The following is a 22,014-nucleotide window of genomic DNA, read 5'->3' on the forward strand; positions in this document are numbered from 1 at the left end:
GTATGAGAGGTGAGGGATGGGATCTGCAAGCCTGTTACAATGCGGCTTTGAACAGTACGGTCAGGTTGTCTTCGGTCAGTTCGATCGGATTGCCACCGCAGGACGGATCGAGGATGGCTCCCTTGACCAGTTCGGGAATCGACGCCTCGGTCACACCCAGATCAGAGAGCTTGCGAGGAATGCCCAGCGAGTCATTGAATTCTTGCACAAAGGTGCGGAACCCGTCGAAGCCACCGTCGATGCCCAGATAGGCTGCCGCCTGCTGGAAGCGATCGGCAATGGCGGGAGCGTTAAAGTCCAGCACGGCAGGCATGCAGACCGCATTCGTAGTGCCGTGATGGGTGTTGAATACCGCGCCTACGGGGTGGCTCATCGCATGGATCGCGCCGAGGCCCTTCTGGAAAGCAGTTGCACCCATGGCAGCGGCGCTCATCATCTGTGCGCGGGCCTCAATGTCAGACCCATCGGAATAGGCACGCGGAAGGTAGTCTTTGACCAGGCGCATCCCTTCCAGCGCGATGCCCTGCGACATGGGGTGGTAATGCGGGCTGGAGAACGCCTCGACACAATGGGCGAACGCATCCAGTCCGGTGCCTGCGGTAATGAATTTGGGCATTCCCACGGTCAGTTCCGGATCGCAGATCACCACCGAGGGCAGCACCTTGGGGTGGAAGATGATCTTCTTGGCATGGCTTTCCGAGTTGGTGATGACACTGGCACGCCCGACCTCGGACCCGGTACCGGCGGTCGTGGGCACCGCAATGATCGGTGCAATGGCATCCGCATCAGCACGGGTCCACCAGTCACCGATATCTTCAAAGTCCCAAACAGAGCGCGTTTGACCGCACATGAAGGCGACCATCTTGCCCAGATCCAGCCCCGAGCCGCCACCAAACGCGATCACCCCGTCATGACCACCCGCGTTATAGGCCGCAACACCGGCATCGAGGTTCTTTTCGTTAGGGTTTGGGTCCACGTCGGAAAACAAACCCCGACCCAGACCCGCGGCCTCAAGTATATCCAGCGCGGCAGAGGTGATCGGCAGATCGGCCAACCCCTTGTCCGTAACTAGAAGTGGCCGCTTCATCCCCGCCGCCGCACAGGCCTCGGGCAGTTCCCGGATACGTCCGACGCCGAATTTGATTGCGGTCGGATATGACCAGTTTCCTACGATTGACATGTCAGCTTTCCTTTGTGTCTTGGGGCCTGCTCTGGAGAGGGGTCAGTCCAGAGCAGGCCGTTCGTCCTCAGCCCGTGACCTTTTTCAGGTGATAGGATTTGGGACGTGTCAGGTTGTGGTAGCCAATGACGGACAATCCGCCACCGCGCCCGGTGTTCTTGCAGCCGGTCCAGCAAAGACCGGGGTCCAGATAGTCGGCCCGGTTCATGAAAACCGTACCGGTTTCGATCTGATCTCCCACGCGGGCCGCCCGATCCGCATCTCGGGTCCAGAGGCTGGCGGTCAGGCCAAATTCGCTATCATTCATCAGTGCGATGGCTTCCTCATCCGAGGACACTTTCATGATTCCCACCACCGGGCCAAAGCTCTCATCTCGCATTACACGCATGTCGTGGGTGACATTCGTCAGGATCTGAGGCGTCAGGTAGGCATTGCCATCATCCTCATCGAAAGTGTCGATATGGGTTACAGCACCCGCAGCAACCGCCTCGGCAATCTGCGCACGCACCTCATCGGCAAAGCGTGCATTGGCCATTGGGCCAATCGTCGTCGCGGCATCCAACGGATTACCCAGCTTGTACCCCTTCACGATTTCCACCGCCTTGGCAACGAAATCATCATAGAGGCTTTCATGCACGTAGATCCGCTCAATCCCGCAGCAGCACTGGCCCGAGTTGAACATCGCCCCATCGATCAGAGTATCAACGGCTGCGTCCAGATCGGCATCCTCCATTACATAGCCCGGGTCCTTGCCGCCCAGTTCGGTGCCAACGCCGGTGAACGTGCCCGCCGCTGCGTGTTCCATCGCCCGACCTCCGCCAACCGAGCCAGTGAAGTTCACGAAGTCGAACGCATTGCCTGCAATCAGATCGTTGGTCACATCATGGCTCAAGAATACGTTCTGGAACACGCCCTCAGGCACACCAGCCGTCTGAAAGGCCTGCACCATACGCTCGCCCACCAGCAAAGTCTGCGTTGCATGTTTCAGAACCACCGAATTGCCCGCAATCAGCGCCGGGGCCACCGTGTTGATCGCCGTCATGTAGGGGTAATTCCAGGGGGCCACCACAAAGACCACCCCATGTGGGATGCGCTTGATATAGCGCCGGAATGTCTCATCCTCACCCACCGCGATATCCGCCAGAGACGTCTCGGCGATCTCGGCCATATGGCTGGCGCGCTCGTTGAAGCCGCCAAACTCACCGCCATAGCGCACGGGGCGGCCCATCATATGCGCCAGTTCCGGCACAATCTCATCATTCATCGCGCCCACAGCAGCAACACCTGCCATCACAAGATCGATACGCTCCTGCAAAGGCCGCGCCGCCCACTCTGCCTGTGCCACCCGCGCGCGTCTGGCGGCGTCAAACGCCACCTCCAGCGACATCGCCTCGCGCGCCGCAAAAACCGACCCATCAATCGGCGAGACACATTTCAACATCTGCCCCATATCTACTCCATCTCGACAGAAAGCAGATCCCCTGCTTCATCTGGCCAAAAATATCTCGGGGAGCGCGAGGGGCTGGCCCCTCGCTCCTGCCTTCTAAGCCCGCTCAAATCCGCGGGCAATTTCCCAATCGGTCACCACGCGTTCGAACTCCTCGATCTCCACTTCAGCTGCACGTACGTAGTGATCCACCACCTCATTCCCCATGGCTGTGCGCAACATGGCCGAGCCATGCAGCGCATGCCGCGCCGCGCTCAGATTACCAGGGATCATTCCCGTTTCTCCCTGATACACATCGCCTTGGCTCGGCGGCTGCAACTCCAACTCCTCCTCGATGCCGGCAATTCCCGCAGCCAGCATCCCTGCCATTGCCAGATAAGGGTTCATGTCCGAACCCGGAATCCGGCATTCCACCCGGATCGCCTTGGTGCCATCGCCACACAGGCGAAATCCTGCGGTGCGATTGTCCACCGACCAGATGATCCGTGTCGGCGCAAAAGTGCCCTTCATGAACCGTTTGTAGCTGTTGATATACGGCGCCATGAAACAGGTGTAATCGGCAGCGTATTTCAGCAGGCCAGCCATATAGCTTTTCATCACATCCGACATACCCAGTGGATCTTTTTCGTCGAAAAAGACCGGTACCCCATCCGCCCAAAGCGACTGATGCACATGACTGGAACTACCCACTTTCTCATGATGCCATTTCGGCAGAAAGGTCACCGCATGGCCATGCTGCCAAGCGATCTCTTTCACTGCGTTTTTCGCTATCGAGTGATATTCGGCCGTGTCCATCGCCGACGCATATTTGATGTTCAGTTCTTCCTGACCGGTCTCGGCCTCACCTTTCGAGTTCTCAACCGGTATGCCCGCGTTCCACAGATGGTTGCGGATCGGGCGCATCACATGTTCTTCCTTGGTGGTCTGAAGGATGTGATAGTCCTCGTTATAGCCCGAGATCGGCTCCAGTTCGCGGAAACCCTCTTTGCGAATCTGATCAAAGCTTTTCTCGAACAGAAAGAACTCCAGTTCGGTCGCGCACATTGCGTCATAACCCATCGCCTTCAGACGATTCACCTGACGCTTTAGAATCGAGCGTGGCGCGTGCGGCACCTCTTCATGGGTGTGATGATCCAGCACATCACACATCACCATTGCCGTGCCCTCAAGCCACGGCACCGGGCGCAGAGTACTCAGATCTGGCTTCATCACATAATCACCATAGCCCCGCTCCCAACTGGTTGAGGCATAGCCATCCGGCGTTCCCATCTCGAGATCCGTCGCCAGCAGATAATTGCAGCAATGCGTCTCTTCCCACGCGCCCGCCAAAAAATGACCCGCATGAAACCGCTTGCCCATCAATCGGCCCTGCATATCGACCATGCACACCAACACAGTGTCAATTTCCCCGGCAGAAACCTGCGACTTAAGATGCTCGAATGTCAGCATAAATTACCTCTGCGCTGCGCGAGAATTTTCGATGAAAATTCTTAATCCACATGGTGACCGGCCCGCTGTCAAACGGGCCGGTTCTGTTTCATCAGCCGTAACGATAAGGCCGTCCGGCCTTGAGCATTTCGGCGTTATAGCGTTTGAAGATATCTACAACCTTCGCTTTGGTTTCGGATTCCGCCGCAACTTCATCCCAGAACTTTACAGCCGCCTGCTCGACGGTTGCCCATTCCTCATCCGGGATAGTCGTCAGCTGCATCTTGGTACCGTTGACCCGCAGATTGGCCTCACCACCCCAATACCACCACTGGCGATAATAATGTGACTGGTCACAGCACACCTTGAACAGGGTTTGCAAGTCCTCAGGCAGTTCGTTCCAGCGATCCATATTGGCAAAGAAGTGACCCGCCCAGGCACCCGAGATGTTGTTGGTCAGGAAGTAATTGGTCACATCCGCCCAACCGACTGTGTAGTCCTCGGTGATGCCCGACCAGGCGATGCCATCAAGTTCGCCAGTCTGAACCGCGACCTCGATATCCTCCCATGGCAGTGATACCGGCACCACGCCAAACTGGCTGAGGAACCGACCCGCCGTTGGGAATGTAAAGATGCGTTTGCCTTTCATATCTTCCAGCGAGTTAATCGGATCCTTGGTGGCAAAGTGGCATGGGTCCCATGCACCGGCGCTGATGTGCTTGACACCGACCTTCGAATATTCCTCATCCCAGATTTCGTTCAGACCCCACTGGTTAAACAGCACCGGCACGTCCAGCGAGTATCGCGAAGCGAACGGGAAGTAGCCGCCGAACACAGTAACTTCGGTGGGCGAGGCCATCGAGTCATCGTCTGACTGAACCGCATCAATGGTGCCTTTCTGCATGGCGCGGAACAGTTCTCCGGTGGGAACAAGCTGATCGGCATAGAACAGCTCGATCTGCATCCGATCACCGGCAATCTGATTGAACATCTTGATGGCCGGGTCAATCACATGCTCGGCCAGTGCGGGACCGGCATAGGTCTGCATCCGCCAGGTGATCGTGCTTTGCGCCAGTGCGGGCGTAGCCAGAGGCGCAGCCGCAACCCCGACTCCTGCGGTTTTCAGAAACTTCCGTCTTGTCGTCATGTCAATTTCCTCTCCGTTAAAGTTTGAGTGCCCGTTTGCCGGGCCTTCTTGTTAATTTCCGTAAACATACCCGGGCAGCCACAGGGCGATCTCGGGGAAAATCATGATAATCGCGAGCGCCAGAAGCATCACCCCGACAAAGGGCACGATCGAGCGATAGATATCCTTAAGGCTGATCTCGGGTGGTGCCATTGCCCGCATCAAGAACAGGTTATAGCCAAAGGGCGGCGTCATATACGCGATCTGGGTGGTGATCGTATACAGCACGCCGTACCAGATCAAATCGAACCCCAACGCACCGACCAAGGGTACATACAACGGCGCCACGATGACCAGCATGGCCGTGTCATCCAGGAACGTACCCATAACGATAAAGCTGAGTTGCATCAGGATCAGGATCAGCCAGGGCGACAGACCCAACTGGTCGGTGAACAGATTTTCGATGGCTTTCACCGCGCCCAGCCCATCAAACACCGCGCCAAAGCCCAGCGCTGCAAGGATGATCCACATGAACATGCACGAAATGGCCAGCGTCTGCTTGGTGCAGTCTTCGAAAATCTTCCACGTCATACGACGCTTGAGGATCGACGCCACCAGTGCCGCCAACGCCCCGATTGCCGAGCTTTCAACCAGCGATGTCCAGCCGTTCACAAACGGAAGCATCATGGACGCAAAGATGATCAGCGGCAGCGCCCCTGCTCCAAGCAGGCGCAGTTTCTCGGCGCGTGGCACCTTATGCGCATCTTCCATTGCAGGGCCCAGATGCGGCTGAAGCCGACATCTTATCCAGATGTATAGGATGAACAGGGACGCCATCAGCAGCCCCGGTACAATCCCGGCCAGCCACAGCTGACCCACGGGTTGCCGCGCGATCATAGCATAAAGAACCAGAACAACCGATGGCGGCACAAGGATGCCAAGGCTCGACCCCGCCTGAATGACCCCCGTTACCATGGTTTTGTCATATCCGCGCCGCAACAGCTCAGGCAGCGCGATCGTCGCCCCGATGGCCATACCTGCCACGCTGAGCCCGTTCATGGCTGAAACCAGGACCATCAGTCCGATTGTGCCAATGGCAAGGCCTCCGTTTACCGGCCCCATCCAGACGTGGAACATGCGATAGAGATCGTCAGCCAAGCGGCTTTCGCTGAGGACATAGCCCATGAAGATGAACATCGGCAGCGTCAGCAGAGGGTACCATTTCATCAGCTTCATCGCCGCCGAGAACGGAATGTCCTGCCCGCCCGTCCCCCACAGCGCCAGCGCCGCGATGGCCGCGACCGCCCCGATGGCACCAAAGACGCGCTGCCCGGTGAACAGCATCAGCATCATCGAGGCGAACATGAAGATGGCAATAAATTCCTGGCTCATGCGCGCCCTGCCCCGATCTCTTGCCCGTTGATCCGCGCAATGTCTTTGAAAAACTCTGATATCGCCTGCAGCAGCATCAGGAAGAAGCCGAACACCATCATCGCCTTGACCGGCCAGATATAGGGCCGCCATGCGGTGGATGACCGTTCCAGGCGCCCGACCTCTTCGTTGCCGGTCAGCAGGCCCGCGAAATAGGTGACAGGCTCATCGCCCCAATAGCCAAGGCTATACGCAGTGGACCCGAGCCCACCATAGAACAACACGCCCAAATAAAGGATCAACAGCAATACTGTGAACGCATCAAACCACGCTTTTCGGCGCGGGCTCCAGTTATGATAGAACAGGTCCATCCGCACGTTCGATCCCAACTGGATCGAGTACGGCCCACCCATGATGTAATATGTCACCATGGCAAACTGCGCCATTTCCAGCGTCCACAGCGAGGGCAGAAAGAACGTCTTCGAGATCGAAGACCAAAGCAAAACTGCCATCATCACGAACAGGCCCCACATCATGACCCGTCCGATCCGGTAGTTTATCGCATCCACGATGCGTACATATGCGGCCATCAACTTCATGACGCTGCGCCCCGGATGGTGTTCCGCGTTCTACCCATCCACGGCACCAAAGTGCCCGCCATCGCCTGCTGTTCTTCGTGCGTCTGGATCAGATCGTTGCGGATCTCGATCATGACGTTCAGCAATCCACGCGGAGCTGCGTGAAGATCCAGCGTGTGCGCCACCCCGTCGGCCGCTGAATAGGGCTCATTCAGGCGTGTAATCAGTGCCAGGTCCGGGGCCGCTGTATTCATCATACCCAGTGCAAAGCGATCATCCTTGCCATGCAACAGGCCCAGTTCGACCGATCGGTTCTGACCCCGGTACACCGGCGTGAAACTGTGGATTGTCACCATCAGTTCAAGCGTGTCCCGATAGCGTTCCAGTATTCCCGTCAGCGCGGAGCGAAAGGGCGAATAAACCTTATCGATCCGCGTCTTACGCTCTCTGTCAGTCAGGTGCGTGTTGCCCGGGATGACGAAATCCTCGCTTTTGACAGGCATCGCATCGCTGGCCTCGGGTGGACGATTGCAATCGTAAACCAGCCGCGACACACCGCCATATACCATGGCCGCTGACATCCCGCGCGCGATTGCCTGAGCCACCGGCAACGCACCCGGGTCCCAGGCGATATGGCTGCGCCGAGCATCCTGGCTTAGGCCCATATCCCCCAACCCCTCGGGGATTCGGCGCGATGCATGTTCACACACAACGATGACCGACGGATTATCCGCCGGTTCAAGTGTATGAACCACCGTTCCGAAATCCGGATGTCCGTACGATTTGAGGCTGTCATGTGATTCCATGAGGAAAAATTTCTACACCCAACCTTAACCTGTCAATAATTTTCCTGTAAAAGATTCTCCACATTCAATTTGAATGTCAAAAATTACACGCAGATGGCCTGCAACAAACAATGGAGTATTCCGTGCGAGTAACAGAAAGGCTCCTTGCGCATCGTGAAAAGATGACGCCATCGGAACGACAGTTGGTCAATGTACTGTTGGACGAATACCCAATGGCTGGTCTGGGCAGCATAACCGAACTGGCCAGCGCCGCCTCGGTCTCGACCACGACGGTTGCCCGAATGCTGCAGAAAACGGGATTTGGTGGCTACCCGCAATTTCAGGCCGCGATCCGCAGCGAAGTCAAAGAGATGATCTCGGGGCCCGTCGCCAAGCGTGATGTCTGGCAAAACGACCTGCCCGAAGAACACATTCTGAACCGGTACTCGCGGCAGGCGTTGGAGAACCAGCGTCGCACCATTGATGAGATTGACCCGGAGGAGTTCGACAGCTTCTGCCGCCTGCTGTGTGACCCCGAGCGACGCATTTTTGTCACCGGCGGACGCATTACCGGCGCGCTGGCACAATATCTGTACCTGCACCTGCAAATGATACGCCCGGATGTAAAGCTGCTCTCGGACGCCGCATCATGGACCCACGACCTGCTCGAGATACGCGAAGGTGATGTGCTGGTTGCGCTGGATGTGCGGCGGTATGAGAACACCACCCTGCTGATCGGACAGCTTTGCCACGAACGGAAGGCCGAGGTTGTTCTGCTGACGGATCAGTGGCGCTCGCCCATTCATCGGCTGGCGAAACACACCTTCGCCGCGCGCATTGCGGTGCCATCGGCCTGGGATTCCATGGCCTCGCTTCTGGTGCTGCTGGAATGCGTGATCGCTGAAATGCAGGAGCGTCTGTGGGACAGCGTGAAAGAACGCACAGAGGAACTTGAGCAGGCCTTCGACCGGACGAAGCTATTCCGAAAATTTGGCCAAAGCTCAGGCTCGTAATCGCCGTCACCGATCTGTCATCAGATACAACTGCGCGTGAGCCCTGTTGTCAGATGGTGCACAGGCCGTACACTCCGGCTCATGACATTCATTGCTGAAAACCAATTGCCACTGCTGCTCCTGTTCTTTCTGATCGGCCTGATCGGCACCGGCTTCCTGTTTCGCAAGCCTGCGGGACATCGGGCATGGAAACTGGCAGATCTGGTCTGGGTCGTGCTGGGTGGATTAGGTGCCCTGGTGGCGGTGTTGGCCGGGCTCTATACCTCGGACAGTTCACGGTTGGACCGACAAATTGACGTGGCTTATGCAGCCACGCTGGCCTTCGACCGCGATGCGGCACGCTTCCGGCTACGGTTCTGTGATCCGGCGTATGATCCAGATACGGCCGTATTGTGCGAAAAGGTCGAATTCCTGTCGGCATCAACCGCCAGCAATGCCGATTTACCTTTGTTTATCGCCGTCACGAATGAAGTAGCACCTCTGCAAGGGTTGCACTTTCTGTTCGGTCGCGCGTCGCAAGACGACATGGAGGAAGCGCGCGGCATGGCCGCCAAGGCCGATGCGTTCAGCATCGAACAGTTCCTGGTGTTCACTTCTCTGGATGAGACCACGCAGGTGGCCATCGACAACATGCGTCGCAAAGTCCCTGCCATCGCCGGGGACTACCTGATCCTTGCCCAGAGTTACGACGATTTGATCGAACAGGTCGGCAAGCTCAAAGATGAGTGGGAGTACCTACAGGCCAACGCACATATTCTGGTGTTGCAGATCATCGCCCTGTGCCTTGTAAGTTTCGCTGCGCCTTTCCGCCTTGGCAAATCCATTGTCGAACTGCGTACCGCGTTCAACGCCGATACGCCTGCGCCAACTGACGTGGATCAGCCCCAAGAAAATACCGCGTCAGGGTCCACAGATTCCGCGCACCCCGTCGAAACCAGCCCTGATGGATATAGCGTTCCGCACTCGTAACCGCATCCGCCCGTAACAGAACCGGGCGCGGCAACGCTCGGATCAGTGCGACATCCTCCATCAAGGGTTGATCCGGATAACCGCCCGCACTGATGTAGTCCGTCCGGCGCACCAGCAACCCCTGATCTCCGTAAGGCAGGCCAAACGCACGGCTGCGCAGATTGGCCCAACCGGCCACCCACCGCGCACCAAATCCGCTGGCACGAAACCGCAACCGAAAAGCTGCTGGACGGTCTGAATTCAGATGCTCCGACACCACGGCACTCCAGCCCGGTTGCAACACTGTGTCGGCGTGCAGGATCAGCAGCCAAACCCCCGAGGCCACATCGCACCCTCTCCGCAATTGCCCGCCGCGGGATGGAAGGCCGGTGACGATCCGGGCGCCGGTCTCATTGGCCATCTCAAGTGTTGGATCATCCGAGCCTCCATCACTCACAATCAACTCGCGGATCAGGCCCTGATTCAGCCCCTCCATCAACGCGTGCAACGTTGCGGGTAGGATATGACCTGCGTTCAGTGTTGGAATCACAATGCTGATCGGGGCGGACACGTCTGAAACCCTCTGGTCATGGTAGCGCGATCTCCTATATCACGAGGCCAGATGAAATGACGAGGATCAACCCATGCCCAATCGCCGCATTCTGCGCCTGACCGGCAAGGATTCAGACAGCTTTCTGCAGGGGCTGATCACAAACGACGTACAGCGACTGGACGACGGGCTGGTCTACGCTGCCCTTCTGACGCCGCAAGGAAAGTATCTGGCCGATTTCTTTCTCAAACGGGATGGTGAGTCGGTACTGCTGGATGTGGCCGAAGACCTGGCCGATGGGCTTGCCAAACGCCTGACCATGTACAAGCTGCGCGCAGATGTAGCCATCGAGGATACTGATCTGAACATACAACGCGGCACCAGTACGGTGCCGGAAGGTGCCATGCCCGATCCTCGCCATCGCGATCTTGGGTGGCGCACCTATTCCACAGCGCCCGAGAGTGATGATGGCACCGATTGGGATGCGATCCGTGTCCGTCATTGCATCCCCGAAACAGGTATCGAGTTGACCCCCGACAGCTATATTCTTGAGGCCGGGTTCGAGGCGCTCAATGGTCTCGACTTCAAAAAAGGCTGTTATGTCGGGCAGGAAATCACTGCCCGGATGAAGCACAAGACACAGCTGCGAAAGGGTTTGCGGATCGTCGAGGTCACTGGCGCCGCCCCGGTCGGGACCGAAATTCAGTCGGGCGGCAAGCCCGCTGGGGTGCTGTTTACCCAATCCGGTGGCAAGGCCATAGCGTATCTGCGTCTGGACCGCGCAGGTGATGATATGTTGGCCGGTGACGCGACACTAAAGCTGCCAGGCTGATTTTGTGGCCAAACCGGTACGCCGTACTGCCTGAAACCGTTTATGTATTTGAACCTGTCAGGCCGCGCGGTATCACTGACGTCAATAGGCCTAACGGGGTACCTGTATGTTTCGCCTCTATTCCGCGATCTGGCGTGTCAGCGCCGGACGGCAAATCGTTCTCATCCTACTGTCATTGGCGGTGGCCGCGCTGGCTGCGGTGCCGCTGGAGTTTCAGCGCGACATCATCAATCATCTGACATCTGGCAGCATCGAGGTTGAGAAGCTGCTACTGCTGGGCGCCGGGATGATGGGTGTTGTCCTGCTGAGCCTGACATTGAAGTGGGTCCTCGGGTATCGCGCCGGAACGCTGGGTGAGGACACTATTCGCCTGATCCGGGGGCGGCTGCTGGTTCGCGCCATCGACATCTCCGAAGAGGGGCAAGACCTCCGCTCGGGTACAATGACAACTGCCATATCCGCCGAGGCAGAGGAGCTTGGGAAATTCGCCGGCGGCGCATTTTCGGACCCCGTTGTGCAGATCGGGACATTGATCAGCGTGATCGGCTATATCTCGTCGACCCAACCCGGGTTGGGAATGATCGCACTTTCCATGATCGTACCGCAAATCGTTATCGTGCTGGCCTCACAACGTAAGGTGAACATCTTCGTGGCCGAGCGTGTTCGCATCCTGCGTAACGCGACCGACCGTCTGACCCTCGCAGATATCGAGGCAGCCTCGCAAGAAATTGAGAAGCAGTTCGATGAGATATTCGAGACGCGCCGCAAGATGTTCATCTGGAAACTCTCGGCCAAATTCCTGCTGAGCGTCATCAATGGCGCAGGAACCGTAGGGGTTCTGATGCTGGGCGGCTGGCTGGTGCTGCAGGGGAAAACCGATGTCGGCACGGTTGTTGCCGCCATAAGTGGGCTTGGACGCATTCAGGGGCCCACAGCATTCCTGATTACGTTCTACAGACAGGTCAGTGCCAACCGCATCAAATACGAGCTGATGTTGGAACTGTTCGGAGACCACCCCGAACGCTATCGCAAGCAAACGTAAAAAGGGCCGCAGAGCGACCCTTCTATGACACCGACGTCAGCACATCAGGCGCGTTCGGAGTAGTCCATGGTATCGGTATTCACCACGATCATCTCATCCTGCCCGACGAAGGGCGGAACCATGACTTTGACGCCATTGTCCAGAATCGCAGGTTTGAACGAGTTCGCTGCGGTCTGACCCTTCACGACCGGCTCGGTCTCGACGATCTTGCAGGTGACTTTCTGTGGAAGCGTCGCGTTCAACGCCTCGCTTTCATAAAATTCGACCAGTATGGTCATGCCATCCTGCAGAAACGGGCGGCGTTCACCCAACAGGACCGAGGGCAGTTCGATCTGTTCGTATGTCTCGGAATCCATGAACACCAACATGCCGTCGGATTCGTACAGGAACTGCTGATCCTTCTGCTCCAGGCGTACACGTTCCACCTTGTCGGCCGAGCGAAACCGCTCGTTCAGTTTCGAGCCATTGCGCAGGTTGCGCAGTTCGACCTGTGCAAAAGCCCCGCCTTTGCCGGGCTTTACGTGATCTACCTTCACAGCCGCCCACAGCCCGCCGTTATGCTCAAGCACATTGCCGGGGCGAATTTCGTTCCCATTTATCTTGGGCATGACTTAAATCCTTCACAAACGGTTGATGCGTCAGTTGTCGACCCTATATCTGGCGTGACCACACCTGACAAGACAACGAAACCTTGTGCTGCACCCGCAGCGAGCCATGCAATTGACGCAACGTAGTTATGCAATTTAGCTGTATCCGAATCGCATGTAATAGGTCATAAGGACCGTCACGCCGAAAATTGCAAGAGCAAGAAAAACAGGAAAAACGAGATGAGAGATTTCGTTGACGGCACTGCCTTTAACAACGAACAAGGCAATCGTGCACGTAAACTTTTCGCAGCCGTAGTACTGGCTGCACTGGATGATGCCATCGCTGACGACAAGAAGTATGGCAACGGACCGGAACAAATCGCCCGTTGGGCCCGCTCACGCGATGGGCGCGAGGTTTTGTCATGCGCTGGCATTGACCCCAATGAGCGGGTTGTCGGCGGATTGATGGAATTCGTTGGTCGCGGTGTACGGACATCGGTTGCCTTGTCACGCGAAGAAAGCGAACGCCGGAATGCGGCTCAGCAGGCCGAAGCGGCCTGATTGATCCCGGCTTCCGATTGAAAAAACGCGCCCTGACACTGGGCGCGTTTTTCTTTTGCCAGCATGTTCGGGTCAGAAATACAGCACCCATTGCAGCGCGACCCAGAGCTCGGCAACCAATATCAGTGCAAAGAAAAGCTTTGCCGCAACTGACATTCCACGTCGCCATAGGGTCACATAGGCCACCCCACAAACGGCCATCGAGATCGGCGCGACCCACATCGCGTGATGTGCGCTGTCCCAATAGCTGACTGGACTGTGAAAGACCCATGAGCTGAACGGCCAGAACTGCGGGCGGCCATCACCTGCGTGCAGACAGAAATCCATCGCAAGATGCAAAAGCCCTGCCGACGCGCCGATCGTCAACAGGCGCCATCCGCGCCACAGCCCGAGCCCAAGCACCATCCCCCACAGAATGAACGAGTTATCGATCGCAAAAACGGTTTGCCAAGCCGGAGAGAAATAAAGCTGATCGAATACCACCTGCTCGGGGATATTCAGAACAAACAGCGATACTCCGACCATCAGATACAATGACAGGTCGGGCATCAGTGAACCAATGAGCGCAGCGCACAAGGCTGCGCCCCGGGCTGGACGCGCAAAGGCGGCAGCACCAAGCAAAAGATGCGCAGGTGTGTTCATAAGGGGCTTTTCCTTTGCCCTTAAATCAGGTCAGTTGCACATCAACATAGGAGACAGGCCATGGTGCGGTCCATCATGATTCAGGGCACCGGCAGCAATGTCGGAAAATCGGTGCTGGTGGCCGGGCTGGCCCGTGCCTACACGCGACGCGGGCTGAGGGTCGCTCCGTTCAAGCCACAGAACATGTCGAACAATGCCGCAGTCACCAAAAACGGCGGCGAGATCGGTCGCGCACAAGCCTTGCAGGCCCGGGCCGCGAAACGACCGACGCATACCGACATGAACCCAGTCTTGCTGAAACCCGAGACCGATACAGGCGCGCAGATCATCCTCCAGGGCCAGCGAGCAGGCACCATGAAAGCAGGCGATTATCGCAAAGATAAATCCAAGCTGTTGGGGGCGGCTTTGGAAAGCTTTGGACGGCTTTGCAACGATGCCGATCTGGTCCTGATCGAAGGCGCCGGCAGCCCCGCCGAGACCAATCTGCGCAAGGGTGACATTGCCAATATGGGTTTTGCCTGTGCCGCGGATATCCCTGTTATTCTGGTTGGCGATATCCACCGCGGCGGCGTCATAGCACAGATCGTCGGCACTCAGGCTGTCTTGGGCACTGAGGACCTGGCGATGATCCGGGGGTTTGCCATTAACCGGTTCAAGGGCGATGCGTCCCTATTCGATGAAGGGCGCGACGATATTGCCACGCGGACCGGCTGGCCCTGCGTTGGAGTGGTGCCCTGGTTCCATGACGCATGGAAGCTTCCGGCCGAAGATATGATGGACATTCGCTCTCACTCCGGAGGTGAGTACAAGATCGTCGTGCCACAGCTGGAGCGTATGGCTAATTTCGACGACCTCGACCCTCTTTCCGCTGAACCCGGCATTACGGTCGAAATCATACCTGCAGGCCGTCCCCTGCCCGGAGATGCAGATCTGGTGCTGCTGCCCGGCAGCAAGTCCACGATCGGCGATCTGGCCTATTTCCGGGCACAGGGCTGGGACATCGACCTATATGCCCATGTACGCCGCGGCGGCCATGTGCTTGGCCTGTGTGGCGGCTATCAAATGCTGGGCAAAACCATTTCGGACCCAGGTGGGGTCGATGGCCGCCCCGGAACGGTCGAGGGTTTAGGGCTATTGGATGTCACAACCACAATGGCCGGAGAGAAACAGGTTACCCTGCGCTCGGCCACCGCCCTGCCCGGCAATGAGCCGGTCAGCGGTTATGAAATCCATATGGGCCGCACCGATGGCCCGGACTGCACCCGCGCGTGGTTGCAGATCGAAGGCCGTCCCGAAGGTGCTGCCAGCGCCAATGGGAGCGTGAAGGGCAGCTATCTGCATGGTATTTTCTCATCAGACACATTTCGCGCCAGCTACCTGGCGGGATTGGGCGTAATGTCTGAAGCCGCCTATGAAGATGGTGTAGAACAGGTATTGGATGACCTAGCCGACCATCTGGAGCAGCACATGAATCTGGATCTGCTTCTGTCGATGGCGCAAACGCCCCGGCAGGGTTAAGGTTCAATCAATATCCGATGCTGCCACGGCCCGCGTGATCTCTCGTCGAACCATCTTGCGAAGATTCCGAGTGATCCGTTCACCCAATGCGCCCTGCAACTCCTCCCGGACGATTTGAGCCACGAGTTCGCGCAGTTCCTCTTCCTCAATCGTCACATCAGCCACCTTTTGTGCCTGATCCGCCATCACGGCCGGATCACGGATGAATGTCGCCTCTGGCTCAACTCTTGACTCGGGTTCGGCTTTGGTCGCTTGGGACTGTACAGAGCTCTTTTCCACCGGCCATTCGACGGCCTGCGTTTTTGTGCCAGAGTATTCGTCATCGCTCTCGCCATCGGGCTCCCACTGATCTTCGGTCCGTGCGATTGCGGCTTCTAGGGCCTCGATCTTTGCACTCAGGCTTCCAGCAAGATCACGCTTGGGCGCTTCGGCCTTGGCATCGTCGGCTTGCACAATGTCGCCGGGCTGCAAGCGCATAGGCTCGGCAGGAGTGCTGGGCGCATTCGCCGCCTGCTCCAGTGTGCTTGCGCCCGCACTGTGCTGGGGCATTAACCTCAGCGGTGTAGCCTTCTTGACGGTCAGAGGTTCATCGCTGACACGCAGCGCATCGGTCAAAACCAGCCGACCCGGCTTAGGCGCCGGGGCCGATGGAACGAAGATGAACTCTGATTCGTCATGTGCGTCTTCGTCGACCATTCGCTTGACCGACGAAAGAACGTCCTGAATATTGGCGTTTACAACACGATCTGACATTATTTTCTACCGCTCTAACCTTGATCCGATTGTAACCAATCAGAGCCAGCGCCACAACAGGTAGTGATGCCCTTTAATCGCGGCGCAATGCCTTGAGCACCCGATCCAGGTCGCGGCTTTGTTTGCTGACCTTCGCCGGAGCCTTCTTCACAAGGTTATAATACAGCGTCGGGTCATAGATCTGTACGGCAAGACCCATGCGTTCGGCCGTCAACAACCCCTGCGCCTGCAGCAGCTCATACGCAGCTCGGGACCGTTCGGTCCGCGAGGCCACCTCGGCCAATTGGGCGTCCAATAGATCCTGCTGGGCATTCAGAACATCCAAAGTTGTTCGTGCACCCAGTGTCGCTTCTTCACGAATACCGTCGAAGGCAACCTGCGATGCGCGAACACGCTCGGTCGATGCCCGCAGGCTGGCAGTCGCGGCCTGGAAGGCTGCATAGCGATCGGCGACCCCTTGCGTGATATTTTTCTGGACGTTCAGAAGGTTTGCGCGCGACGCATCGCGCGTGGCCATGGCCCGGCGCACCGCCGCAGCCAGACCGCCGCCAGAATAGATAGGTTGGTTAAAGTTCAACGAGACCGTCGCATCGTTTGTATAGTCGTCGTTATCATAGCTTTCGGTAACACCCGCATCGGCGTTCAAGCTGACATTCGGACCCAGATTTGCACGCTGTTGCTGCACCACCAGATCGAGTGCGCGAACTTGATGCTGCGCGGACAGAATCGCCGGGTGGTTCCGCTGAGCCAGGTTGACCGCATCATTTTCTAAGCGCGGCAAATTGGGCAGTTTAGGTTGGCCCGCTGTCCGTCCAGGCGCCTTGCCAACCGCATTCACATACTCAGCCTGCGCAATGCTCAGGTTACCGCGAGCAACGGCCAGATCAGCTTGTGAACTGGCCAATTGCGCTTCGGACAAAGCGACGTCAGTTCGGGTGACTTCGCCAACTTCGAACCGGTCCTGCGAGGCACGAAGTTCTTCCGCCGACACTTCCACGTTGTTCTGACGGATTGCGACTGTTTCTTCCTGCAGCAGAACCCCCAGATACGCATTAGCGGCACGGATCAAGACCTGCTGTTCAATGTCGATCAGGGATTGGCGCGTGGCCAGCACAGTTTCCTGCGCCGATTGCTTGCCCAGAATGGATGCCCCACCGTCATAGATCAATTGACTCAGCGTCAGACCCGAGAAAAAGGTCGACGGTTCGCGGGTCGTTAGCACACTGCTGGTATTGGTACGCGTGTAGTTCCGGCTGACCCGGACCGTCCAGTTGATGATCGGACGCAGCGCAGACAGCGCAATCGCAACATCTTCATCCGCTGCACGCAGCAAAGCGCGGTTCTGCTCAAGCAGGCCGCTGGTGTTGTACGCACCGATAAACGCATCGGTCAGATTGTCAGCCCAAACCGGCTTTCCGGGCACCGCACTCAGTGCTATGCCAGCCGCCAAAGCCAGCCCCTTGACAAACATTCCTGTCGTCGTCCCGTGCATGACCAAGTCCTCTCAAATCGAAATTACGCAAGCGCCAAGGCAGTTTGCGCCGTTGTTTTCAAGTAATCAATACGTCAAAATACTTCCAAATCAAACTATAGCGAAAATGCACACTCAGCGCAAAAAGCCGGCAAAATCGAGGCGCTAGCGTTGAAGGCATACCGCCACGAGACCCGTCCCGAGGACTTGAGACCAAGCCTAACCGTGCCAAGATCACCTTCCATGAACAGGCACACGATCCGACCACCATCCTTAAGTTGATCCACCAGCGCGTTCGGCATTTGCTCGACCCCGCCCTGAATCATGATCACATCGTAGGGTCCATGCTCAACTGCGCCCTGCTTAAACGGGCCTTCATGAACAATGGCATTGTCCACATCGGCTTCCATCAAAAGGGTTTGAGCCTCGGCAGCCAGCGACTCGTCGGCTTCCACCGCCACAACCAATTCTGCCATCCGCGCGGCAATCGCAGTTGAGTAACCAAGCCCCGGGGCGATATCCAGGACCACCTCGTCGTTGGAAATATTCACAGCGTCCAACATCTTGGCCAGTGTTCTCGGTTCCAAAAGAAAACGCCCGCCGCCCAACTCGACCTGACCGTCGACATAGGCAGCTTCACGCTGCGAATCGGGAACGAAGTTCTCGCGAGCCACAGACAGCATCGCATCAATGATAGGGAATTTAGTCACATCCGACGGCCTGATCTGAGTATCAACCATCGTGAGACGCCGGGTTGCGAAATCTGTCATGTGATCGCTCATTCTTTATCGTTCTTCTATCAGGCTTGTGCCACATTCGCCTGCCAGCAGCAACGGCCCAAACCGCAGTTACGGGCGCGGCAAATAGGTCTCATCACGATGCGCCTAAATTTCGCCGTGGGGCTGGAATATTCCCGCCCAAAGCTCTGGACCTTCATCCTGAAAGCTGTTAGAACGCCCACCACACCACAGCAAGTGATTGATATTGCTCAAAAAGGCGAGTTGGCGGAGTGGTGACGCAGCGGATTGCAAATCCGTGTACACCGGTTCGATTCCGGTACTCGCCTCCATTTTATTCTAAATCACTGACCTAGCCCTGTAGTACTCGGGTGTGACACAAAGTGGGGCACACCTGCACTGATGCAGTCATACTGCCTAAGCCTTTCAAGGCACGGCGTTTATTACTTCCGCTGTGCCATGACAGAGCCACGAGATAGCCAAAGTGCAGCGCCGTCGCCACGCCCTTAGAAAACCCTCCGACATGGAGAGTTCTTTCTGGCGCAGGTGTGACGAAAATTGGGGGCGGAGAAGTTGCCAAAAATGCGTAAGCTGCGTCCTCAACGATCAGAAAATCATGCGCCAGTGCGACGTCAACAATCCGCTATCGTGTAGCCAAGCTCATAACCGACCCCTGAGGATTATGCACAATTGGCATGAGATAGACTGCCCGAAGCTTGAAGAAGCCGATTACCGGGCGGGCCTGCCAGTCCTGAAACGATAAAGGAATTCGCGGAATTCCTTCCAGTCAGGTCTCTGGTATAGGTCGGTGATTTTCCGTTCGTGCCACGAACACGCGCGCACATGCAGGGATGCAAGACAATCATCTGCCATCAGACGCTCTTTCTCGATCAGAGCCTGTCTCCACAAGGGCAGAATCGAACGATCCTCAACAAGATTTGCGTTCATGTTATGCCAATAGGTTTCGGCCTGATCATCGTGAATATGATTGGTCTTGCCGCGGTCCCGCTTAACAAGAAACGACCCGATCGAACGGGTCACATAATGATGAAGGCGCGCAAAATCATGACGATAACCAGCTTTGGCACGCCAGGATACTGCTTCGGGATCAAGGAGTTGGCCTCCGCCATCGACCCAGCGAATCTCGGCCATGCGCTCGGGCGCCACCCCTTTGGGTCGATGAGGGCCGTACCGGGTAAACAGGCCGTTGTTGCGCGTAATGCTTTTTAGTCCTCCTGCGACACCAGAATAAAAGCCTTGTTCTGTGTCGCAAAGAAAGAATTGTTCGGTCACCGGGGCATCGATGAAATCTTCGACACCACCACATCCGAATATCTTCCAGGCAAAGGACGCGACATCAAATGGACCAGCCGCTGTGTCCTGCAGTTTCTCAAGCAGATTGTGCAACGATGGGTTTGGAAGACGGATATTCAGGTATTCGTCGACATCCAGACAAAATGTCCAGTCAGCATCCATAAATCTTGGGTGCCTTCTGACACGTCTTAGCATCGTGTTCTGCGGGCTTTGCCCTGGCCTGACCGTATTGTCGATATGGGTCGCAACACCCAGATCCTCGAGCCGCTTCGCAATTAGGTCGGTGCCATCATCGCAGTTATTAGTGTAGATAAGGAAATGATCGACGCCCAAAGACAGATAGTAGGCCACCCAATCGATCATGAAGGGGCCTTCGTTCTTCATCGTTGTGTAGACAACAATCCGATCAATCATTGAAATGCTCGTTGTAAAACCAAGGTGACATCGGAATCGCCAGCCAGCCGGTGATGCGACGGGTAACCCCCAAATCTGGCAACTTTGGTATCATTGGTTATAGCTTTTGAACGGCTACCTGCGCCCCTTTGATCGCCTTGAGACGCAGGTTAGCCGAATTCGCCCCGAGAAATTCGTGGAAAGCGCGCATCACGCCATCTTTCCACCAACCCCGTCTGTGGTAATCGTCCAGCATGATCACACCGCCTTCGATCATCTTCGGCAACAACGCTTCGAGGTCGGCTTTCACGCCTTGGTACGAATGGTCGCCATCAAGGTAGGCAAAACCGATACTCTGATCTTCGAACAGGCGCAGTGCAGGGATCGAAAAGTCGCGAATTAGCGAAACCTGCCCTTTCGCAATCTCGGTGCTGTATCTGTCCTTCACTGCGTCATAGATCCGGTCCATATCATCCTGACTGCGCGCTCCGGCCAGCGAGGCACCACCATCCGGGTCAGGTTGCACCCCCCAGGGATCAATGAGGCACAGCTTTGACGGGCTCAGTTCTTCGAGCAGGATTTGCGAGAACTCACCCCGCCAGACGCCAATTTCGACGCTGAGCTTTCCATGCGGCATGGTCTTCAGCATTTCGCGCCGCAAGGCATCTTTCCGCTCTCGTTGCTTTGCTTGCTGTTTACGACGCTCTTCGGCGGATGCGGGTTCAGCCATGAGTTTTTTCTCCGGCGTAGGAATTTTGCAAAGCTTCGACCAGATCAGCCCAGCCCGGCCGTGCCTTCAGCTCTTCTGCTTTCGATTTGTGCCATTCACATGCCTGGTGGTGCAATTCCGCCAATTGTGGATCTGCCAACATTTCGGCTTTGATCTCATGCATTGCCGGCATGTGTTCCAGAATTGAACGATCTTCGACGTTGTTGTGGTTCATCACCAGCCAGTATTTCAGCCCTTGGTCCTGCCCCACATGATTAGTGCGGCCTCGGTCGCGCTTGACCAGAAAACTGTCCGTACTGCGAACGGCATAATGATGAATGCGCGCGAATTCGTGGCTGAACCCGCGCCATGCTTTCCATTTCACCTGATCCGCAGGGTACAGGTTGCCACCCGCATCCCGCCACTTAATCCCCTCGTAAGGCGCATCGGGGTTTGATACATCTTCGGGATTAATACGAGGACGATGCGCACGAAAACGGCTGAATTTCCCATTGTTGCGAAACAGCGTTTTAAATCCTTTAGCCCGATGATGAGGGTACTCGTCTTCGGGTGCTGCAAGAAAAAACGTCTCAGGCACAGGGCTGTCTTTAAAATCGTTCAGGCCTGCATTTCCGAACATGCGCCAACAGATCGAGATCGCATCCGCCTCGCCGCTGGCCTCTACCAGGCTCCGGATATCACCTTGTGGTAGGCGGACATTGATGTACTCGTCCAAATCAAGGCTGATAATCCAATCCGAAGACAAATAGCTCGGGTGGCTGCGGGCCAGCGAAAATGCACGGCCTTGCGGTGTCGCGCGCGGGCCGAGCCTGTTGCGTTCGTGATGCGCCCAGCCCAGCGCCTGCATCCGGTCACCCATCACATCGGTGCCGTCTGCACAGTCATTTGTATAGATCAGAATGTCATCAAAGCCGATTGCGCGGTTGTAAGCCACCCAATCGATCATGAAAGGCCCTTCGTTCTTCATCGTGGTCACGATGAGAAAGGTCTCGTTCGCCATAAGTTGTA

21 protein-coding genes, 1 tRNA gene and 1 pseudogene are annotated in these 22,014 nt (G+C 56.7%); 7 read left to right on the forward strand and 16 right to left on the reverse strand.

Annotated elements, in window-relative coordinates; all coding sequences use genetic code 11:
- Positions 1-34: 34 nt before the first annotated feature.
- The 7 genes from BLU89_RS06060 to BLU89_RS06090 form a co-directional block, all read right to left on the reverse strand.
- A complete protein-coding gene (locus tag BLU89_RS06060; RefSeq protein WP_074735281.1) occupies positions 35-1,180 on the reverse strand; it encodes an iron-containing alcohol dehydrogenase in 1,146 nt (381 codons plus the stop codon).
- Between the two features lie 67 nt (positions 1,181-1,247).
- Entirely contained in the window at positions 1,248-2,630 is a 1,383-nt protein-coding gene (locus tag BLU89_RS06065) for an aldehyde dehydrogenase family protein (RefSeq protein ID WP_074735283.1), read from the reverse strand.
- A gap of 93 nt (positions 2,631-2,723) precedes the next feature.
- The gene (locus BLU89_RS06070) at positions 2,724-4,076 is read right to left on the reverse strand and encodes a glutamine synthetase family protein (RefSeq protein WP_074735285.1); all 1,353 of its coding nucleotides are present in this window, start codon (positions 4,074-4,076) and stop codon (positions 2,724-2,726) included.
- Between the two features lie 91 nt (positions 4,077-4,167).
- A complete protein-coding gene (locus BLU89_RS06075) occupies positions 4,168-5,202 on the reverse strand; it encodes a TRAP transporter substrate-binding protein (RefSeq protein WP_074735287.1) in 1,035 nt (344 codons plus the stop codon).
- A gap of 51 nt (positions 5,203-5,253) precedes the next feature.
- Entirely contained in the window at positions 5,254-6,573 is a 1,320-nt protein-coding gene (locus BLU89_RS06080) for a TRAP transporter large permease (protein WP_074735289.1), read from the reverse strand.
- Complete coding sequence (locus BLU89_RS06085) at positions 6,570-7,151, reverse strand: TRAP transporter small permease subunit (protein ID WP_074735291.1); 582 nt, start codon at positions 7,149-7,151, stop codon at positions 6,570-6,572. The genes BLU89_RS06080 and BLU89_RS06085 overlap by 4 nt, the downstream gene beginning before the upstream one ends.
- Positions 7,148-7,936, reverse strand: coding sequence for an N-formylglutamate amidohydrolase (locus tag BLU89_RS06090; RefSeq protein ID WP_083347679.1), 789 nt, complete (start codon positions 7,934-7,936; stop codon positions 7,148-7,150). Before BLU89_RS06090 ends, BLU89_RS06085 begins: the two co-directional genes overlap by 4 nt.
- 122 nt (positions 7,937-8,058) lie before the next feature.
- On the opposite strand from BLU89_RS06090, the gene BLU89_RS06095 reads away from it, so the two are divergent.
- On the forward strand, positions 8,059-8,928 hold the full coding sequence (locus tag BLU89_RS06095; protein ID WP_245709665.1) for a MurR/RpiR family transcriptional regulator: 870 nt from the start codon (positions 8,059-8,061) through the stop codon (positions 8,926-8,928).
- A gap of 81 nt (positions 8,929-9,009) precedes the next feature.
- A pseudogene (locus BLU89_RS06100) lies at positions 9,010-9,765 on the forward strand (hypothetical protein); the annotation flags it as partial.
- A gap of 7 nt (positions 9,766-9,772) precedes the next feature.
- Here the strand turns inward: BLU89_RS06100 and BLU89_RS06105 are convergent.
- The gene (locus tag BLU89_RS06105) at positions 9,773-10,447 is read right to left on the reverse strand and encodes a TIGR04283 family arsenosugar biosynthesis glycosyltransferase (protein ID WP_074735295.1); all 675 of its coding nucleotides are present in this window, start codon (positions 10,445-10,447) and stop codon (positions 9,773-9,775) included.
- 73 nt (positions 10,448-10,520) lie between these two features.
- Here BLU89_RS06105 and ygfZ point away from each other — a divergent pair, with 73 nt between their 5' ends.
- Together ygfZ and BLU89_RS06115 are read left to right on the forward strand one after the other, a co-directional pair.
- Positions 10,521-11,258, forward strand: a complete 738-nt coding sequence (ygfZ, locus tag BLU89_RS06110; RefSeq protein WP_074735296.1) for a CAF17-like 4Fe-4S cluster assembly/insertion protein YgfZ — start codon at positions 10,521-10,523, stop codon at positions 11,256-11,258.
- A gap of 106 nt (positions 11,259-11,364) precedes the next feature.
- Positions 11,365-12,300 carry an ABC transporter transmembrane domain-containing protein gene (locus tag BLU89_RS06115; RefSeq protein ID WP_074735298.1) on the forward strand — a complete coding sequence of 312 codons (936 nt, stop codon included), beginning with the start codon at positions 11,365-11,367 and terminating at the stop codon, positions 12,298-12,300.
- A gap of 44 nt (positions 12,301-12,344) precedes the next feature.
- On the opposite strand, the gene efp is transcribed toward BLU89_RS06115, so the two are convergent.
- Positions 12,345-12,908: an elongation factor P gene (gene efp, locus BLU89_RS06120; protein WP_074735300.1), complete on the reverse strand. Its 564-nt coding sequence runs from the start codon at positions 12,906-12,908 to the stop codon at positions 12,345-12,347.
- 219 nt (positions 12,909-13,127) lie between these two features.
- Here efp and BLU89_RS06125 point away from each other — a divergent pair, with 219 nt between their 5' ends.
- Positions 13,128-13,448: a DUF6280 family protein gene (locus BLU89_RS06125; protein ID WP_008757056.1), complete on the forward strand. Its 321-nt coding sequence runs from the start codon at positions 13,128-13,130 to the stop codon at positions 13,446-13,448.
- Between the two features lie 72 nt (positions 13,449-13,520).
- Here BLU89_RS06125 and BLU89_RS06130 read toward each other — a convergent pair whose 3' ends face one another.
- Positions 13,521-14,090: a cobalamin biosynthesis protein CobQ gene (locus BLU89_RS06130; protein ID WP_074735302.1), complete on the reverse strand. Its 570-nt coding sequence runs from the start codon at positions 14,088-14,090 to the stop codon at positions 13,521-13,523.
- Between the two features lie 60 nt (positions 14,091-14,150).
- Here BLU89_RS06130 and BLU89_RS06135 point away from each other — a divergent pair, with 60 nt between their 5' ends.
- Complete coding sequence (locus BLU89_RS06135; protein ID WP_074735304.1) at positions 14,151-15,608, forward strand: cobyric acid synthase; 1,458 nt, start codon at positions 14,151-14,153, stop codon at positions 15,606-15,608.
- Between the two features lie 3 nt (positions 15,609-15,611).
- On the opposite strand, the gene BLU89_RS06140 is transcribed toward BLU89_RS06135, so the two are convergent.
- The 3 genes from BLU89_RS06140 to BLU89_RS06150 form a co-directional block, all read right to left on the reverse strand.
- The gene (locus BLU89_RS06140; protein ID WP_074735305.1) at positions 15,612-16,361 is read right to left on the reverse strand and encodes a hypothetical protein; all 750 of its coding nucleotides are present in this window, start codon (positions 16,359-16,361) and stop codon (positions 15,612-15,614) included.
- 73 nt (positions 16,362-16,434) lie between these two features.
- Entirely contained in the window at positions 16,435-17,853 is a 1,419-nt protein-coding gene (locus BLU89_RS06145; RefSeq protein WP_074735307.1) for a TolC family outer membrane protein, read from the reverse strand.
- Positions 17,854-17,948: 95 nt separating this feature from the next.
- Positions 17,949-18,602 (reverse strand): protein-L-isoaspartate O-methyltransferase family protein, encoded by a 654-nt coding sequence (locus BLU89_RS06150; protein ID WP_074736435.1) that lies wholly within the window; start codon positions 18,600-18,602, stop codon positions 17,949-17,951.
- Between the two features lie 225 nt (positions 18,603-18,827).
- Here BLU89_RS06150 and BLU89_RS06160 point away from each other — a divergent pair.
- A tRNA-Cys gene (locus BLU89_RS06160) sits at positions 18,828-18,901 on the forward strand.
- A gap of 397 nt (positions 18,902-19,298) precedes the next feature.
- Here the strand turns inward: BLU89_RS06160 and BLU89_RS06165 are convergent.
- The 3 genes from BLU89_RS06165 to BLU89_RS06175 all read right to left on the reverse strand — a co-directional run bounded on the left by BLU89_RS06165 (position 19,299) and on the right by BLU89_RS06175 (position 22,006).
- Positions 19,299-20,297 carry a glycosyltransferase family 2 protein gene (locus BLU89_RS06165; RefSeq protein WP_074735311.1) on the reverse strand — a complete coding sequence of 333 codons (999 nt, stop codon included), beginning with the start codon at positions 20,295-20,297 and terminating at the stop codon, positions 19,299-19,301.
- A gap of 97 nt (positions 20,298-20,394) precedes the next feature.
- The gene (locus tag BLU89_RS06170) at positions 20,395-21,006 is read right to left on the reverse strand and encodes a class I SAM-dependent methyltransferase (protein ID WP_074735312.1); all 612 of its coding nucleotides are present in this window, start codon (positions 21,004-21,006) and stop codon (positions 20,395-20,397) included.
- Positions 20,999-22,006 (reverse strand): glycosyltransferase family 2 protein, encoded by a 1,008-nt coding sequence (locus BLU89_RS06175; RefSeq protein WP_083347680.1) that lies wholly within the window; start codon positions 22,004-22,006, stop codon positions 20,999-21,001. Before BLU89_RS06175 ends, BLU89_RS06170 begins: the two co-directional genes overlap by 8 nt.
- Between the last annotated feature and the right edge of the window lie 8 nt (positions 22,007-22,014).

The organism is Ruegeria halocynthiae (assembly GCF_900106805.1).
GTDB lineage: Bacteria > Pseudomonadota > Alphaproteobacteria > Rhodobacterales > Rhodobacteraceae > Ruegeria > Ruegeria halocynthiae.